General features: G+C 71.8%; 15 protein-coding genes and 2 pseudogenes. 11 read left to right on the plus strand and 6 right to left on the minus strand.

Annotated elements, in window-relative coordinates:
- Positions 1-4 precede the first annotated feature (4 nt).
- From AB0F04_RS33760 to AB0F04_RS33775, 4 genes are read left to right on the plus strand one after another with little or no spacing between them, the layout of a single operon-like run.
- Positions 5-778 (plus strand): enoyl-CoA hydratase family protein, encoded by a 774-nt coding sequence (locus tag AB0F04_RS33760; RefSeq protein WP_362048884.1) that lies wholly within the window; start codon positions 5-7, stop codon positions 776-778.
- The gene (locus AB0F04_RS33765) at positions 775-1,638 is read left to right on the plus strand and encodes a CoA-transferase (RefSeq protein WP_362048887.1); all 864 of its coding nucleotides are present in this window, start codon (positions 775-777) and stop codon (positions 1,636-1,638) included. The genes AB0F04_RS33760 and AB0F04_RS33765 overlap by 4 nt, the downstream gene beginning before the upstream one ends.
- The gene (locus tag AB0F04_RS33770; protein WP_362048890.1) at positions 1,635-2,405 is read left to right on the plus strand and encodes a CoA-transferase; all 771 of its coding nucleotides are present in this window, start codon (positions 1,635-1,637) and stop codon (positions 2,403-2,405) included. Before AB0F04_RS33765 ends, AB0F04_RS33770 begins: the two co-directional genes overlap by 4 nt.
- On the plus strand, positions 2,402-3,466 hold the full coding sequence (locus tag AB0F04_RS33775; protein ID WP_362048893.1) for a nitronate monooxygenase: 1,065 nt from the start codon (positions 2,402-2,404) through the stop codon (positions 3,464-3,466). The genes AB0F04_RS33770 and AB0F04_RS33775 overlap by 4 nt, the downstream gene beginning before the upstream one ends.
- 18 nt (positions 3,467-3,484) lie before the next feature.
- On the opposite strand, the gene AB0F04_RS33780 is transcribed toward AB0F04_RS33775, so the two are convergent.
- The 3 genes from AB0F04_RS33780 to AB0F04_RS33790 are packed head-to-tail and all read right to left on the minus strand — an operon-like array spanning position 3,485 to position 6,512.
- Positions 3,485-4,486: an acyl-CoA dehydrogenase family protein gene (locus AB0F04_RS33780; protein WP_362049010.1), complete on the minus strand. Its 1,002-nt coding sequence runs from the start codon at positions 4,484-4,486 to the stop codon at positions 3,485-3,487.
- Entirely contained in the window at positions 4,486-5,655 is a 1,170-nt protein-coding gene (locus AB0F04_RS33785) for an acyl-CoA dehydrogenase family protein (protein WP_362048896.1), read from the minus strand. Before AB0F04_RS33785 ends, AB0F04_RS33780 begins: the two co-directional genes overlap by 1 nt.
- Positions 5,655-6,512 (minus strand): enoyl-CoA hydratase, encoded by an 858-nt coding sequence (locus AB0F04_RS33790; protein WP_362048899.1) that lies wholly within the window; start codon positions 6,510-6,512, stop codon positions 5,655-5,657. Before AB0F04_RS33790 ends, AB0F04_RS33785 begins: the two co-directional genes overlap by 1 nt.
- A 137-nt stretch (positions 6,513-6,649) precedes the next feature.
- On the opposite strand from AB0F04_RS33790, the gene AB0F04_RS33795 reads away from it, so the two are divergent.
- The 4 genes from AB0F04_RS33795 (at position 6,650) to AB0F04_RS33810 (ending at position 10,183) form a co-directional block, all read left to right on the plus strand.
- Entirely contained in the window at positions 6,650-7,438 is a 789-nt protein-coding gene (locus AB0F04_RS33795; RefSeq protein WP_362048902.1) for an SDR family oxidoreductase, read from the plus strand.
- Positions 7,439-7,453: 15 nt separating this feature from the next.
- Positions 7,454-8,080 carry a TetR/AcrR family transcriptional regulator gene (locus tag AB0F04_RS33800; protein WP_362048905.1) on the plus strand — a complete coding sequence of 209 codons (627 nt, stop codon included), beginning with the start codon at positions 7,454-7,456 and terminating at the stop codon, positions 8,078-8,080.
- Between the two features lie 38 nt (positions 8,081-8,118).
- Positions 8,119-9,276, plus strand: coding sequence for an acetyl-CoA C-acetyltransferase (locus AB0F04_RS33805; RefSeq protein WP_362048908.1), 1,158 nt, complete (start codon positions 8,119-8,121; stop codon positions 9,274-9,276).
- A gap of 124 nt (positions 9,277-9,400) precedes the next feature.
- On the plus strand, positions 9,401-10,183 hold the full coding sequence (locus AB0F04_RS33810) for a sulfite exporter TauE/SafE family protein (RefSeq protein WP_362048911.1): 783 nt from the start codon (positions 9,401-9,403) through the stop codon (positions 10,181-10,183).
- Between the two features lie 82 nt (positions 10,184-10,265).
- Here the strand turns inward: AB0F04_RS33810 and AB0F04_RS33815 are convergent, their stop codons facing one another.
- A complete protein-coding gene (locus AB0F04_RS33815; protein ID WP_362048914.1) occupies positions 10,266-10,631 on the minus strand; it encodes an STAS domain-containing protein in 366 nt (121 codons plus the stop codon).
- 222 nt (positions 10,632-10,853) lie between these two features.
- Between AB0F04_RS33815 and AB0F04_RS33820 the strand changes: the two are divergent.
- Positions 10,854-11,243 (plus strand): annotated as a pseudogene (locus AB0F04_RS33820) (ATP-binding protein); the annotation flags it as partial.
- 376 nt (positions 11,244-11,619) lie between these two features.
- On the opposite strand, the gene AB0F04_RS33825 reads toward AB0F04_RS33820, so the two are convergent.
- Together AB0F04_RS33825 and AB0F04_RS33830 are read right to left on the minus strand one after the other, a co-directional pair.
- Positions 11,620-12,057 carry a glutaredoxin domain-containing protein gene (locus AB0F04_RS33825; protein WP_362048917.1) on the minus strand — a complete coding sequence of 146 codons (438 nt, stop codon included), beginning with the start codon at positions 12,055-12,057 and terminating at the stop codon, positions 11,620-11,622.
- A 35-nt stretch (positions 12,058-12,092) separates the two neighbouring features.
- Positions 12,093-12,474, minus strand: a pseudogene (locus AB0F04_RS33830) (ATP-binding protein).
- 366 nt (positions 12,475-12,840) lie between these two features.
- Between AB0F04_RS33830 and AB0F04_RS33835 the strand changes: the two are divergent.
- On the plus strand, positions 12,841-14,256 hold the full coding sequence (locus AB0F04_RS33835) for a family 2B encapsulin nanocompartment shell protein (RefSeq protein ID WP_362048920.1): 1,416 nt from the start codon (positions 12,841-12,843) through the stop codon (positions 14,254-14,256).
- A gap of 80 nt (positions 14,257-14,336) precedes the next feature.
- The gene (locus AB0F04_RS33840) at positions 14,337-15,752 is read left to right on the plus strand and encodes a family 2 encapsulin nanocompartment cargo protein terpene cyclase (protein WP_362048923.1); all 1,416 of its coding nucleotides are present in this window, start codon (positions 14,337-14,339) and stop codon (positions 15,750-15,752) included.
- Positions 15,753-15,765 lie beyond the last annotated feature (13 nt).

Raw genomic sequence — 15,765 nt, forward strand, 5'->3', positions numbered from 1 at the left:
GCCCATGGGTGTCTCCACCGCACGCCCCGAAGAGGGCATCACCGTCATCACCGTGGACTTCCCACCGGTCAACGCCGTCCCCGTCCAGGGCTGGTACGAGCTGGCCGCCGCGGTGCGCGCGGCCGGTTCCGACCCCGCCGTGCGCTGCGTCGTCCTCACCGCCACGGGGCGCGGGTTCAACGCCGGCGCCGACATCAAGGAGTTGCAGCGCACCGAGGGGCACACGGCGCTCGTCGGCACCAACCGCGGCTGCTACGAGGCGTTCGCGGCGGTCTACGACTGCGAAGTCCCCGTGGTCGCCGCTGTGCAGGGCTTCTGCGTGGGCGGCGGTATCGGCCTGATCGGCAACGCCGACTCGATCGTGGCGAGCGACGACGCGACCTTCGGGCTGCCCGAACTGGACCGGGGCGCGCTCGGCGCGGCCACCCACCTGGCCCGGCTGGTCCCCCAGCACCTCATGCGCACGCTCTACTACACCTCGCGCACCGTGACGGCCGGGGAACTCCACCGCCACGGCTCGGTGTGGCGGGTCGTCCCGCGCGAGCAGCTGCACGCCGCGGCGATGGAGCTGGCCAGGGAGATCGCGGCCAAGGACGGGCTCCTCATCCGTTTCGCCAAGGCCTCGATCAACGGCATCGACCCGGTGGACGTCCGCCGCAGCTACCGCTTCGAGCAGGGCTTCACCTTCGAGGCCAACCTCCTGGGCGTGTCGGACAGGTACCGCGAGGCCTTCGTGTCGTCGGCGTCGTCCAAGCCGTCCGAAGGGGAGACGCGTTGAGCGACAAGACGATGACCGCCGAGCAGGTGGCCGGCCGGCTCCGCAGCGGCATGACGCTGGGCATCGGAGGCTGGGGATCACGCCGCAAGCCGATGGCCCTGATCCGCGCACTGCTGCGCTCCGGCGTCACCGACCTGACCGTGGTGTCCTGCGGCGGTCCCGACGTCGGCCTGCTCGCCGCGGCGGGACGCATCCGTACCCTCGTGGCCCCGTTCGCCACCCTGGACTCCATCCCGCTCGAGCCCCACTTCACCGCGGCCCGGCAGCGCGCGGCCTTCGACCTGGTCGAACTGGACGAGGCGATGTTCATGTGGGGTCTGACCGCCGCCGCGCAGCGGCTGCCTTTCCTGCCCGTCCGGGCCGGTCTCGGCTCCGACGTGATGAAGGTCAACCCGCACCTGCGTACGGTGGTCTCGCCCTATGCGGACGGCGAGGAGTTCGTCGCGGTGCCGGCGCTGCGGCTGGACGCGGCGCTGGTGCACCTCAACCGGGCGGACGCACAGGGCAACGCCCAGTACCTGGGGCCCGACCCGTACTTCGACGACCTGTTCTGCCAGGCGGCCGACGCCGCCTACGTCTCCTGTGAGCAGCTCGTCGACACGGCCGACCTGCTCAAGGACGCGGCCCCGCAGACCCTGCTCGTCAAGCGCGCGTTCGTGACAGGGGTCGTCCGGACGCCCGGCGGCGCCCACTTCACCTCCTGTGCCCCCGACTACGACCGCGACGAAGCCTTCCAGCGCGCCTACGCCGTCGCCGCCCGCGGCCCGGAGACCTGGCAGACGTTCACGGATCGCTGGCTTTCCGCAGACGAAGAGACCTACCAGGCCGGGGTCACGGCATTCCACGAGGAGCGGGCGTGAGCAGTCCTACGACGAACAAGGCGACGCGCGCCGAGTACTGCGTGGTGGCCTGCGCGGAGGCCTGGCGCCACGCCGGGGAGGTCCTGGCCGCACCCATGGGCACCGTCCCCACCATCGGCGCCCGCCTGGCGAAGCTGACGTTCGCGCCCGACCTGCTGCTCACCGACGGCGAGGCACTGCTGATCGGCGACGTCCCGCCGCTCGGTGCCCGGGCCCAGGTCGTGGAGGGCTGGCTGCCCTACCGCCAGCACCTGGCCCTCGTGGCCACGGGACGGCGGCACGTGATGATGGGCGCAAGCCAGATCGACCGCCACGGCAACCAGAACATCTCGTGCGTCGGTGACTGGGCCCGCCCCGCCCGGCAACTCCTGGGTGTCCGGGGCGCTCCCGTCAACACCCTGAACAACCCGACCAGTTACTGGGTACCCAAGCACTCCCGGCGGGTCTTCGTGGAGCACGTCGACATGGTGTGCGGAGTCGGCTACGACCGTGCGGCCGAAGCCGGTTCGTCGGCAAGCCGCTTCCACCACGTCACGGAGGTGATCAGCAACCTGGGCGTCTTCGACTTCGCCACCCCGGACCACTCGCTGCGGCTGCGCTCGCTGCACCCGGGGGTCACGGTCGAACAGGTCCTCGCGGCCACCGGTTTCGCCCTCACCGTCCCGGACGAGGTGCCGTACACCCGTGACCCCACCACCGAGGAGCTGCGCCTCGTCCGCGAGGTCATCGACCCGGAGGGCGTCCGAGACCGGGAGGTGCCCGCATGAGCGACACCGCGATCGCCACCGCCCTCACCGAACTCGTCGGAGTGCGCACGCCCCTCGTCCAGACCGGCATGGGGTGGGTGGCCGGACCACGCCTGGTCTCCGCCGCCGCCAACGCGGGGGCCCTGGGCATCCTCGCGTCCGCCACCATGACCCCGGAACAGCTCCGCTCGGCCGTGCGCGAGGTCAGGTCCCGCACCGGCGCGCCCTTCGGCGTCAATCTGCGGGCCGACGCCTCGGACGCGGGGGAGAGGGTCCGGATCATCCTCGACGAGGGTGTGAAGGTCGCCTCGTTCGCGCTCGCGCCACGGCCGGAGCTGATCTCCCGTCTGAAGGACGCCGGAGTCGTCGTCATCCCCTCCGTGGGCGCCCGCCGGCACGCCGAGAAGGTCGCGGCCTGGGGCGCCGACGCCGTACTCGTGCAGGGCGGCGAGGGCGGCGGGCACACCGGCAGCGTCGCCACTACCGTGCTGCTGCCGCAGGTCGTGGACGCCGTCGACATCCCCGTCATCGCCGCCGGCGGCTTCCGGGACGGACGCGGACTCGTCGCAGCCCTGGCCTACGGCGCCGCCGGCGTGGCCATGGGCACCCGCTTCCTGCTCACCTCCGACAGCACCGTCCCCGACGCGGTCAAGGCCCGCTACCTCGCCGCGGGCGTCCAGGACGTCACGGTCACCACCAAGGTCGACGGCCTGCCCCACCGGATGCTGCGCACCGACCTGGTGGACGCGCTGGAGCGCTCCGGCCGTACGGCCTCCCTGCTGCGCGCCCTGCGGCACGCCTCCGCCTTCAAACGGACCTCCGGCATGCGCTGGACCGCCGTGGTACGCGACGGCCTGGCCATGAAACACGGCAAGGACCTGACCTGGAGCCAGGTCCTCCTGGCCGCCAACACCCCGATGCTTCTCAAGGCCGCCATGGTCGACGGCCGCACCGACCTCGGCGTGATGGCCGGCGGTCAGGTCGCAGGACTCATCGACGACCTGCCGTCCTGCGCCGAACTGGTCGACAGGATCATGGCGGAGGCACACGCCACCCTGGGCCGGCTGTCGACGGCCGTGTGAGGGTGCTGCGCAGGCCGCTCATCGCCGACCGTGCACCGCCAGGACGCGGGCGCGGCAGGCGGCCGGCGTGCCCCAAGCACTGCGCAACGGGCGGGCCTTGCGGATCCACAGCGACAGGTCGAATTCCTCGGTGTAGCCGACGGCGCCGTGGAGTTGCAGGGCCGTGCGCGCCGCCGCGTACGCCGCTTCGCAGGCCGACACCTTCGCCGCGGCCACCTCCCGGCCCGCCGCAGGTTCGTCCGCGGCCAGGGCCACGGCGGCGGCATGGACCAGAGGCCGGGCGAACTCCAGGGCGATCAGGGTGTCGGCCAGACGGTGCTTCACCGCCTGGAACGAGCCGACGGCCACCCCGAACTGGGTGCGCTGCCGCACATACCCCACCGTGCGTTCCAGCAGCGCCCGTCCCAGCCCGAGGGCCTGCGCGGCCGTCGCCAGCGCCGCGACATCGGCGGCGTACGCGGCAGCCGCCACCACCGCGGGCCCCTGCACGAGCGCGGTTTCCTTCAGCGGACGGGCAAGCCGCCGTGCAGGGTCGGCCGACGGCTGCACCGGACCGTGCGACCGGGCGAGCCCCAGAGCGGCGCCGTCCACGACGAACACCGCGTCCGCCGCGTCGGCGTCCAGGGCGTACGGGCTGCCCCCGGGTGACCGGACACACAGGGACGCCACCGCCTTGCCGGAGGCGAGCTGCGGCAGCCAGGCGTGGGCCACTTCGCCCCCGAGCCGGCCAAGCAGGGCACCGACGGCGGCCGCCTCGGCCAGCGGACCGGGCACGGCGTGCCGGCCCAGCTCGGTGAAGGCGACGGTCAGCTCCACGGGGAGCGGCCCCAGACCCTCGTGCTCCTCCGGAACGGAGAGGGCGAAGACGCCGGCCTCCGCGAGCCTGTCCCACAAGGCCCGCCCCGGGTCGTGGTCGCCGGCCGCCCAGGACCGTACGACACCGGGTGTGCCCGCGGATCCCAGCATGCGGTCCAGCGTGCGGGCGAACTCCCGCTGCCCGTCGTCGAGGAGGAAGCGCATCACCGGCGGCCCTTCGGCAGGCCGAGCAGCCGCTCGGCGATGATGTCGCGCTGGATCTCATTGGTGCCGGCGTAGATCGGGCCGGCCAGGGAGAAGGTGTAGCCCTCCGCCCAACTGCCGTGCGCCGGTGCCTCACCGGCCTCGTCGGACAGCTCGCCCCAGGGGCCGAGCAGATCGAGGGCGGTCTCGTGCAGGGCGATGTCCAGTTCCGACCAGAAGACCTTGTTCAGGCTGGACTCGGCGCCGATCGACCCACCGGCGGCGATGCGTGAGGCATGGGCGTACGTGAACAACTGGTAGGCGCGCGCACCGATGACCGCGTCGGCGACCCGGTCGCGCAGCGCTGCGGCACCGGGCTCGGCGGCGGAGCGCCACAGCTCCGTCAGCCGGCCGGCGGCGGCGGTGAAGCGGCCGGGGCTGCGCAGGGTCAGCCCCCGCTCGTTCCCGCTGGTGCTCATCGCGACCCGCCATCCCCGCCCCGGCTCCCCGATGACGTCCTCGTCGGGCACGAAGACGTCGTCGAGGAACAACTCGGCGAAAGCGGGCTTGCCGTCCAGCCGTCCGAGGGGCCGCACGCTCACCCCGTCGGCGTCCAGCGGGAACATCAGATACGTCAGGCCCAGGTGCGGCCGGCCGGCGTCCGGGTCACTGCGGAACAGACCGAACGCACGGTCTGCGAACGCCGCCCGGGACGACCACGTCTTCTGGCCGCTGACACGCCAGCCCCCCTTTGTCCGCACGGCCGCGGACCGCAGCGAGGCCAGATCGGACCCCGCCTCCGGCTCGGACCAGGCCTGTGCCCAGATCACCTCACCACGCGCCATGGGCGGCAGGATGCGCGCGCGCTGCTCTTCGGTGCCGTGCTCGAAGAGTGTGGGGGCCAGGAGGCTGATGCCGTTCTGGGAGACCCGGCCGGGCGCTCCGGCCCGGTAGTACTCCTCCTCGAAGATCAGCCACTCCAGCAGCGAGGAGCCCCGGCCGCCGAACTGCTCGGGCCAGGAGACCACCGACCAGCGGTCGGCGAAGAGCGTGCCCTCCCACTCCCGGTGGGCGGCGAACCCCTCGGCGGTCTCCAGCGACGGCAGCGGGACGGACGGCACACGGGCGGCGAGCCAGTCCCGCGCCTCCGCCCGGAACGCCTCCTCGGCGGCGGTGAAGTCGAGATCCATCAGCGGCGCGCCTCCTTCATCGCGCGCACGTCCATCCCGCCGAGCGGGTCGTCGCGTGTCTCGGCGTTGTGGGCGTGAGCGACATGGTGCAGCCCGAAGACCGAGTCCAGCCCCGCGTGCAGGCCCTGGAGGTCCTCGGCCTGGTTGACGGCACGCTTCGTCAGCGCCAGCCCCAGCCGGGGCATCGCCGCGATCCGCTCCGCCAACTCCAGGGTCTGACCCGCCAGTTCCCCGGGGGGTACGACCCGGTTGACCATGCCGACCTCATAGGCGCGCCGCGCGCTCATCCGGTCGCCGGTGTAGAGGAACTCCTTGGCGATGCGCGGCGGCATCACCCACGGGTGGGCGAAGTACTCGACGCCCGGGATCCCCATGCGTACCACCGGGTCGGCGAAGAAGGCGTCCTCGGAGGCGACGATCAGGTCGCACACCCATGCCAGCATCAGCCCACCGGCCACACACGCGCCCTGCACCGAGGCGACGAGCGGCTTGGGCAGTTCGCGCCAGCGCCGGCACATGCCCAGGTACACCTCGGACTCGCGGGCGAAGCGGCTCTCGGCTCCCGTCTTCTGCGAGTGGTCCCACCACAGCCCCGCCGTGCGGTCGAACGGCAGATGAGCGTCCCGCTCGGGAGTGCCGATGTCGTGACCGGCGGAGAAGTGCTTCCCGGCTCCGGCGAGGACCACCACCTTCACCTCGTCGTCGTCCGCCGCGCGGTAGAAGGCCCGGTCCAGTGCGTAGGTCATCGCGGAGTTCTGGGCGTTGCGGTACTCGGGCCGGTCCATCGTCACCAGGGCGACGGCTCCCCGGCGCTCGTAACGGACGGGTTCCGTGGGCGCGGGGCGGGCAGTGGACATCGCCCCCTCCTTCCCTAACAAGTGTTTGGTAGGTTAACGTACGAGGCGTCGGCCGTCGAGCGTCGCCCCGGCGCCACAGCCCGCCGGGGGAACGGACGTCGGTGGCGTCGGTGGCACGCTGTCCGAGGAGGTAGGCCATGATCACGGCCCCACCGCCCTACCTGCCCGGCCACGACCTGCTCGCCGGCCGCACCGCCGTCGTCACCGCTGCCGCGGGCGCCGGGATCGGCGGCGCGACCGCCCGCCGGCTGCTGGAGGAGGGCGCACGCGTCGTGATCTCCGACGCCCACGCCCGCCGCCTGAAGGAGTGCGAGGCGGAACTGGCCGCCGGGTTCGGCGCCGACCGCGTCACCGCACTGCGCTGCGACGTCACGGACGAGGACCAGGTCACCGCGCTGTTCGACCACACCGAGCAACACCACGGACGGCTGGACATCGTCGTCAACAACGCGGGCCTCGGCGGCACGGCCGACATCGCCGACATGACCGACGAGCAATGGCACAAGGTCCTCGACGTCACCCTCAACGGCACCTTCCGCTGCACCCGCGCCGCACTGCGCCGCATGAAAGCCGCAGGCACCGGCGGCGTCGTGGTCAACAACGCCTCGGTGGTCGGCTGGCGCGCACAGCGTGGCCAGGCCCACTACGCCGCCGCGAAGGCCGGTGTCATGGCCCTCACCCGCTGTGCCGCGATGGAGGCCGCCGCCTACGGGGTGCGGGTGAACGCCGTCTCGCCGAGCCTGGCCATGCACCCGCACCTCGCCAAGGTCACCACCCCCGAACTGCTGGAGGAACTCACCGGCCGGGAGGCCTTCGGGCGCCACGCCGAACCGTGGGAGGTGGCCAACGTGATCGTGTTCCTGGCCAGCGGCTACTCGTCCTACCTGACCGGCGAGGTCCTGTCGGTCAGCAGCCAGCACCCGTGAGGCGAGAATGGTCCGGTGCCGAAAAGCAGCAACAGCGACCACAAGAAGTCCACGGTGAGCCCGGCCGAGCGGCGCGAGGAACTCCTGGCCATCGCGGCCCGGGTGTTCGCCGCGCAGGGCTACAACGCCACGACCGTCCGCAAGATCGCCGACGCGGCGGGGATCCTTGCGGGCAGCCTCTACTACCACTTCGACTCCAAGGAGTCGATGCTGGACGAGATCCTCTCCGGGTTCCTGGACGAGCTCTGGGCCCGGTACGACGCCGTGCTCGGCGCCGGCCTCGGCCCCAGGGAAACCCTGGAGGCCCTGGTCACCGAGTCCTTCCGGGAGATCGACCGGCACCTCGACGCGGTCGCCATCTACCAGAAGGAATCCAGGCACCTCGGTACCCGGCCGCACTTCGCCTACCTCGTCGAGTCGCAGCAGAAGTTCGAGAAGGCATGGCTGGGAACCCTGGAGCGCGGAGTGGCCGCCAAGGTCTTCCGGCCCGACCTGGACGTACGGCTCACCTACCGCTTCGTTCGCGACACGGTCTGGGTCGCCGCGTCCTGGTACCGGCCGGGCGGCCGGCACAGCCCCGAGGAGATCGCCCGCCAGTACCTGTCGATGGTGCTGGAGGGCATCGCCCTGCACGACTCCTAGGCAGTCCTGCAACGCGCAGACACAGAGAAGGAGACGTCATGGCCGAGGCCTACATCGTCGAAGCCGTGCGCACCCCGGTCGGCAGGCGCGGCGGCGGACTGTCCGCCGTTCACCCCGCCGACCTGGGCGCCCATGTGCTGACCGCGCTCATGGAGCGCTCGGGCGTCGATCCGGCCGCCGTCGAGGACGTCGTCTTCGGCTGCCTCGACACCGTCGGCCCCCAGGCCGGCGACATAGCGCGCACCTGCTGGCTGGCCGCCGGACTGCCCGAAGAGGTGCCCGGTGTGACCGTCGACCGACAGTGCGGCTCCTCGCAGCAGGCCCTGCACTTCGCCGCGCAGGGCGTCCTGTCGGGCACCCAGGACCTGGTCGTGGCCGGCGGCGTACAGAACATGTCGCAGATCCCCATCGCCTTCGCCACCCGGCAGGCCGCCGCACCGCTGGGTCTGACCGAAGGCCCGTTCGCCGGCTCGGCCGGCTGGCGGGCCCGCTACGGCGACCGGCCGGTCAACCAGTTCCTCGGTGCCGAGGAGATCGCCCGCAAGTGGGACATCTCCCGTACGGCCATGGAGGAGTTCGCGTTCCGCTCCCACCAGCGGGCGATCCGGGCCATCGACGAGGGCCGCTTCGACCGGGAGACCGTCGCGTACGGCGACGTGACCCACGACGAGGGGCCGCGCCGCGACACCAGCCCGGAGAAGATGGCGGGACTGCAGCCGCTGGTGGAGGGCGGCCGGTTGACGGCCGCCCTCTCCTCGCAGATCTCCGACGGCGCCTCGGCCCTGATTCTCGCGTCGGAGCGGGCCGTACAGGAACACGGTCTGACCCCCAGGGCCCGTGTGCACCACCTCTCCGTACGCGGCGAGGACCCGATCCGCATGCTGACCGCCCCGATCCCGGCCACCGCGTACGCCCTGAAGAAGTCGGGGATGACGCTCGACGAGATCGACCTGGTCGAGATCAACGAGGCCTTCGCCTCCGTGGTGCTGGCGTGGCTGAAGGAGACCGGCGCCGACCCCGGCAAGGTCAACGCCAACGGTGGCGCCATCGCCCTCGGACACCCGCTCGGTGCCACCGGGACCCGGCTCATGACCACCCTCCTGCACGAGCTGGAACGCACCGGCGGCCGCTACGGGCTGCAGACGATGTGCGAGGGCGGCGGCCAGGCCAACGTGACCATCATCGAACGCCTGTGACCCAGGCGCAGGCGCAGGCGCAGGAGCGTCAGGGCCCGACTTCGTCCATCACGCCGGGGGCCCCGAGGACCGCCGCCGGTCCGCAGCCGATACTGAACGGAGGCTCGGAAAGGGCGGGAAACGGTTGGACTGGTCGGCGTCGCTGCTCGCCTTCGCCGCAGGCGCCCTGATCGCACTGGTCACCGCACCGGTCGGAGTGTCCGGCGCCGTGTTCCTGCTGCCGGTCCAGCTCAGCGTCCTCGGCGTCCCCAGTCCCGCGGTCACCCCCACGAACCTGCTCTACAACGTCGTTGCCGGACCTGGCGCGCTGCTGCGTTACCGGCGTGACGGCAACCTCTACGGCCCGCTGACCCGCCGTCTGATCGCAGGCACGCTCCCGGGCGTAGTCCTCGGCGCCGTCATCCGTGTCTTCGCCGTTCCCGGGCCGGGCGTGTTCCGCCTGCTGGTCGCCGTCCTGCTGCTCCCCCTCGGACTCTGGCTGATCACCCGCACGCTCCGCACACCGACCGCCCTCAGCACGACCGGGCCCTCCCCGCGCGCGATCACCATGCTGGCGCTGGCCGTCGGCACGATCGGCGGCATCTACGGCATCGGCGGCGGTTCCCTCCTCGGCCCCGTCCTGGTCGGCCGGGGCATGCCCCTCGCCCGGGTAGCGCCGGCCGCACTCGCCTCCACCTTCCTGACCTCCCTGGTCGGCGCCGGCACCTACGGACTGCTCGCTCTCACCGGCGGCGACGACATCGCCCCCCACTGGCTTCTCGGACTGGCCTGCGGACTGGGCGGGCTGAGCGGCGGCTACCTGGGCGCACGCCTCCAACCCCGCCTGCCGGAAGAATTTCTCCGCCTCCTGCTGGGCACCCTCGCCGCCGCGATCGGCGCGCTCTACGCAACGCAGGCACTCACCTGAACCGCAGGGCCGGGCAGCTGGGCACGGCCGCGCGGTGCCCTGCGCCCCTCGGCGCCACCCCGGCCCCGCCCGAAGGCAGACGTCAGGCGGTCAGAGCCTGCTCGGTCGTGGGGTGGCAGGGGATGAGGGTGTCGACGCCGACCAGTTGCAGGACCCGCAGGACGGAGTCCTGGGCCCCGGCGATGCGCACCCAGCCGTCCGCGTCGCTCAGCTGCTGGTAGGCCGCGACGAAGACGTTGATGCCGCTGGAGTCCATGAACGTCACCGCGTTGAGGTCGGCCACTATCCGCGGCGGCGCCGCCCCGCCCTCGGTCTGCAGGGCTTGCCGCAGCACATCCTGGACGTCGTGGTCGATTTCGCCCCGCAGTGTCACGACACGGATGCCCTCGACCATGCGGTGTTCGACGGAGAGCCGTTCTGGCCGGTCCGCTGGTTCGATGTGGGCCACGGTCTCCTCGACTGCGATTTAGGCTTGTCACCGGTTCAGGACGTGCGCGGATGATTCTGCCCCACCGATCGCCCGGATGCACCCACGGGATCGTTTTGACATCACCCGTGCGGCATGCATGCCGGCCAGGCGGGTAGTCGCGCGCGAAACGGGGGAGTGAGGGCGAGGCCAGTGGCGGATGACATCGACGGTGACGGCTGTACAGCACGCGAGGAGCACTTGGTGCGGGTCGGCTTCGCCCTGGGCGGCGACGACGGCTGCATCGCTGACGCACGCCAGCACGCGGCCGCCTTCCTCGACCAGGCGGGCGAAGAGTACGGCCTGCTGGTCACCGCGCGGGTGAGGGACCTCACCCAGCTGGTGGTCAGCGAACTGGTCACCAACGCCTGCAAGTACGCTCCGGGACCCGTCCTGGTGGAGTTGGGTCTGACGGCGGGCGCCGTGGAAGTGACCGTATGGGACAGCAGCCCCGAGGCCCCGGCGGCCCGCGCCGCGGATCCCGGCAGGATCGGGGGCCACGGCCTGGAGATCGTCAAGGCCGTCTCGGAGGGCTTGTCCGTCGACCGGGAGGCGGTCGGCAAGCGCATCACGGCCCGCATCGCCCTGACCGAACCCTCCGCTGTCCGCGGTGCCTCCGGCTCCGGTCCTGCCCTGACGACCGCTCCCCCCGGGAGGATCGATCAGGATGTGCGCCCGCCTCGCACGGGGAACGATGTGGCGCTGTCTCCCCGGCTGGCCACCATGCCTCTGGACAACCCGCCCCGGCGGCACCTCCCCGACGGCGCGCCGGCCGGAGATGCCTGACGAGCCCGACCCGGCGGTCTTCGCACGGACCGTGCATGAAGCGCCATGAAGCGCCATGAAGCGCCATGAAGCGCCATGAAGCGAGGCAGCGCACCTCGCCGTTCCGCGGCGGCGTGCAGGTCCTGACCATCGATGGGACACCGACGCCCCCTGGCACCGCCGACCGGTGGCCGGGGGCTCCGCGTCACCGGGACGGGGAGACCAGGCTGCGTACCCACGCCGGATCAGGGTTGGTGTGCGGGCTGCCGTCCACGACGACCGTGGGTACGGTCTCGTTGCCGTCGTTGACCTCCCTGACCGCTGCCGCTCCGGCCGGGTCACGCCAGATGTCGACCCAGTGCAACCGGCGAGCGCTCCGCCCCAACCGGATCCGCAGGCGCAGGCAGTACACGCAGCCAGGCCGCCAGAACACCACCGGTCGGCCGTCGGCCGTGCTGCGCTGCCGTGCCTCGCGCGCACCCATCGATCGCGGGAAGACCAGCGGCGAGTTCACGTCGGCGAGCAGCAGGAAAAGCAGCAGAAGTGCGGCTGCTGTGCCCGGGCTCCCGTCGACGACCAGTCCGGTCGCGGCGAACGAGCCGCACAGCACGAGCAGCATCGGCAGAATCCACACACGCGTCATGGTGACGCAGGCCACCGATGAGCCGCCCCGACCGATCAGGGGCGTTGCGCACCGACGGCCTCAGCGATGTGCACGGCGGCCTGGGCGGGCGCGAGGTGCGTCGTGTCGACGACTTCGGCCGCGCCGTGCAGCCACGTACGGGCCGCCTCGGCGTACGGCGCAAGGTGGGCGAGACGGAACGGGGAGGGCACGACATGCTCCCCCTCGATGCGCCCGCGCAGAGTGTCCTGATCGGCATGGAGGACGAAGCGCCGTACCTCGATGGAGTGCCGGGCCCGGGAAGCGCCGGAGTGATGTCCATGAGCGTCTCGCCGACCTTCTCGGCGTCGAACACCGTGAACCAGGGATCAGTCCCTGCACATGTGCGCTTGTCGTCGTCTTGCCGGCGCCACGAGTACCGTTGATCCATACGATCACGAGGTCCGACACCAGCGCTCCGCGGTCGCCCGTGTGCGTCCGTCGAAGACATTCCGGGCCTCGACCCCGCTGCGCTTCCCGCCGGAGGCCTCCTGGCCGCGGTTCGGCGCCCCGCGTCGCCGCAAACCTGCCGAGCGGTACCGGGCAATGACACGTGATGGACCGATAAACCGCATTCAAGTGATTGTCACCGCTTCGAGGTAAGCATCTCGTCTCGCTGGTGGATGCGGACCCCTCAGCGGCTAGCTTTCTGCAGGTGGACGGATCCCCGTGATCCGTCGCGCTCGTTGCCCACCCCTCCCTGTCTCCCGGTCGGCGCACCCGTGTGCACCGGACGACCCGTCGTGCAAGGAGCACCTGCCCTAGATGACCGTCGACAGCATCCCGGAAGCCCGGACCACGTCCGACCCGCCGCAGCAGTCCCTCGGTACCGCCGCCGCCCGCAACCTCGCCACGACCGCCAAGTCCGCCCCGCAGATGCAGGAGATCACCTCCCGCTGGCTGCTGCGGATGCTGCCCTGGGTCGAGGCCGGCGGCGGTGCCTACCGGGTCAACCGGCGGCTGCGCCACACCCTCGGCGACGGGCACATCGAGTTCGTCCAGGAAGGCGCCACGGTCCGGGTGATCCCCCGGGAGCTCGGGGAACTGGCCCTGCTGCGCGGATTCGAGGACACGGACGTCCTCACCGCTCTCGCGGACCGCTGCACGCAGCGCGACTTCGCGGCGGGGGAAGTCCTCGCAGAGCGCGGCGGCCCCGCAGACCGACTCCACCTGATCGCCCACGGCCGGGTCAGCCAGACCTCCGTGGGCACGTACGGCGGAGAGATCGCCGTCGGGGTGCTCGCGGACGGCGACCACTTCGGTGAGGGCGCCCTGCTCGACTCCGACGCCCGCCACGACTGCACGACCACCGCCGAGACCTCCGGCACCCTCCTCACCCTCACCCGCGCCGACTTCAGCGCGGTCCTGGCGACCGCCCCCCACCTCCAGGCTCACGTCGGCCAGTTCACCGCCCGCACGCGGCGGCGGCAGAACAAGCACGGCGAGGCCGAGATCGCCCTGTCGGCCGGCCACGTCGGCGAAGCCGAACTGCCCGGCACCTTCGTCGACTACGACCTGCACCCGCGCGAGTACGAACTCTCCGTCGCACAGACCGTCCTGAGGATCCACACCCGGGTCGCCGACCTCTACAACGGTCCGATGAACCAGAGCGAGGAGCAACTCAGGCTCACGGTCGAGGCCTTGCGGGAGCGCCAGGAACACGAGCTGATCAACAACCGCGACTTCGGGCTCCTGCACAACGCCGACTTCAAGCAGCGCATCCAGCCCCGCTCCGGCCCGCCGACCCCGGACGACATGGACGATCTGCTCTGCCGCCGGCGCGGCACCAAGATGTTCCTCGCCCACCCCAGGACGATCGCCGCCATCGGACGCGGCTTCAACGCATGCGGCCTCTACCCCGACCATGTGGACCTCGCAGGGCAGTCCGTCCCCGCCTGGCGCGGCGTTCCGATCCTGCCCTGCAACAAGATCCCGATCAGCAAGGAACAGACCAGCTCCATCATCGCGATGCGCACCGGCGAGAAGAACCAGGGCGTCATCGGCCTGTGGCAGACCGGACTGCCGGACGAGTACGAACCGGGGCTCTCCGTGCGGTTCATGGGCATCAACGAACAGGCGATCACCTCCTACCTCGTCAGCACCTACTACTCCGCCGCGGTGCTCCTGCCCGACGCCCTGGGCGTGATGGAGAACGTGCAGATCGCCCCCAGGCCGCGCTGAAGCCCTGAACCGCGGCAGCGGCACGTCTGTCGCCCACGCCTGCCACGGAGCGCCCACCCCACCGCAGCAAGGAGCCGCCGATGCCCGACTCCGGGCACCTCGGAACAACCCCGCCCGAACAACGGCCGACGCCGCCCGCCGTCCTGCCGGACGCCCCTGCCCCGTCGGCCCCCGACCGTCAGATCACGCCGACCGTCCGGCACTTCCTGGCCGCGCTGCATCCGCCGGTCGCGATTCCCCGCCCGCCGGCGCCACCGCCCTCGACGCCCCGCTCCGCCGTTTCGGCCGAGCCCGACACATCCGCCGCCGGCTCTGCCGTCCCGGCCACGTCCGACGCGACCGCGGCCGCTTCCGCCGTACCGGCCACGCACACCGCGACCGCGACCGCGGCCGGCTCCGCGCTCCGGCGAATCCTGCGCGGCCCGACCGGACCGGGCACGAGCTCGCTCTCCGTGGCGAGCAGGTTCACACCCGCGCTCCCCGTTCCGCCGCCCCCGGCTCCCCGCGAGCCCGCCGCGGGGCAAGCCGTCCCCGGCCTCTACCACCACCCGGTCCCGGAGCCGGACCCCGTACGCGTCGAGGAGGTCAGCCGCCGGATCAAGGCGTGGGCCGAGGACGAGGTCCAGCTCTACCCCGAGGAGTGGGAGGGGCAGTTCGACGGCTTCTCCGTCGGCCGGTACATGGTCGCCTGCCACCCCGACGCGCCGACGGTCGACCACCTGATGCTCGCCACCCGGCTGATGGTCGCGGAGAACGCGGTGGACGACTGCTACTGCGAGGACCACGGCGGGTCACCCGTCGGACTGGGCGGCCGCCTCCTGCTCGCGCACACCGCCCTCGACCACTTCCACACCACCGCGGAGTACGCGCCGACGTGGCGGGAGTCGCTCACCTCGGACGCCCCGCGCCGGGCCTACCGCAGCGCGATGGACTACTTCGTCCGCGCGGCCACGGACTCCCAGGCCGACCGCTACCGGCACGACATGGCCCGGCTGCACATGGGTTACCTCGCCGAGGCCGCCTGGGCACAGACCGACCACGTCCCGGAGGTGTGGGAGTACCTGGCGATGCGCCAGTTCAACAACTTCCGCCCCTGCCCCACGATCACCGACACCGTCGGCGGCTACGAACTGCCCGCGGACCTGCACGCCCGGCCCGACATGCAGCGGGTCATCGCCCTCGCCGGCAACGCGACCACCATCGTCAACGACCTCTACTCGTACACCAAGGAACTCGACAGCCCCGGCCGCCACCTGAACCTGCCCGTGGTGATCGCCGAACGGGAGCAGCTCTCCGCACGCGACGCCTATCTCAAAGCCGTCGAGGTCCACAACGAACTCCAGCACGCCTTCGAGGCCGCCGCGGCCGACCTCGCACAGGCCTGCCCCCTGCCCCCCGTGCTGCGCTTCCTCAAGGGTGTGGCCGCGTGGGTCGACGGCAACCACGACTGGCACCGCACCAACACCTACCGCTACAGCCTGCCCGACTTCTGGTAAGGAACGGACATCT

The organism is Streptomyces sp. NPDC029041, from assembly GCF_040637515.1.
Lineage (GTDB): Bacteria > Actinomycetota > Actinomycetes > Streptomycetales > Streptomycetaceae > Streptomyces.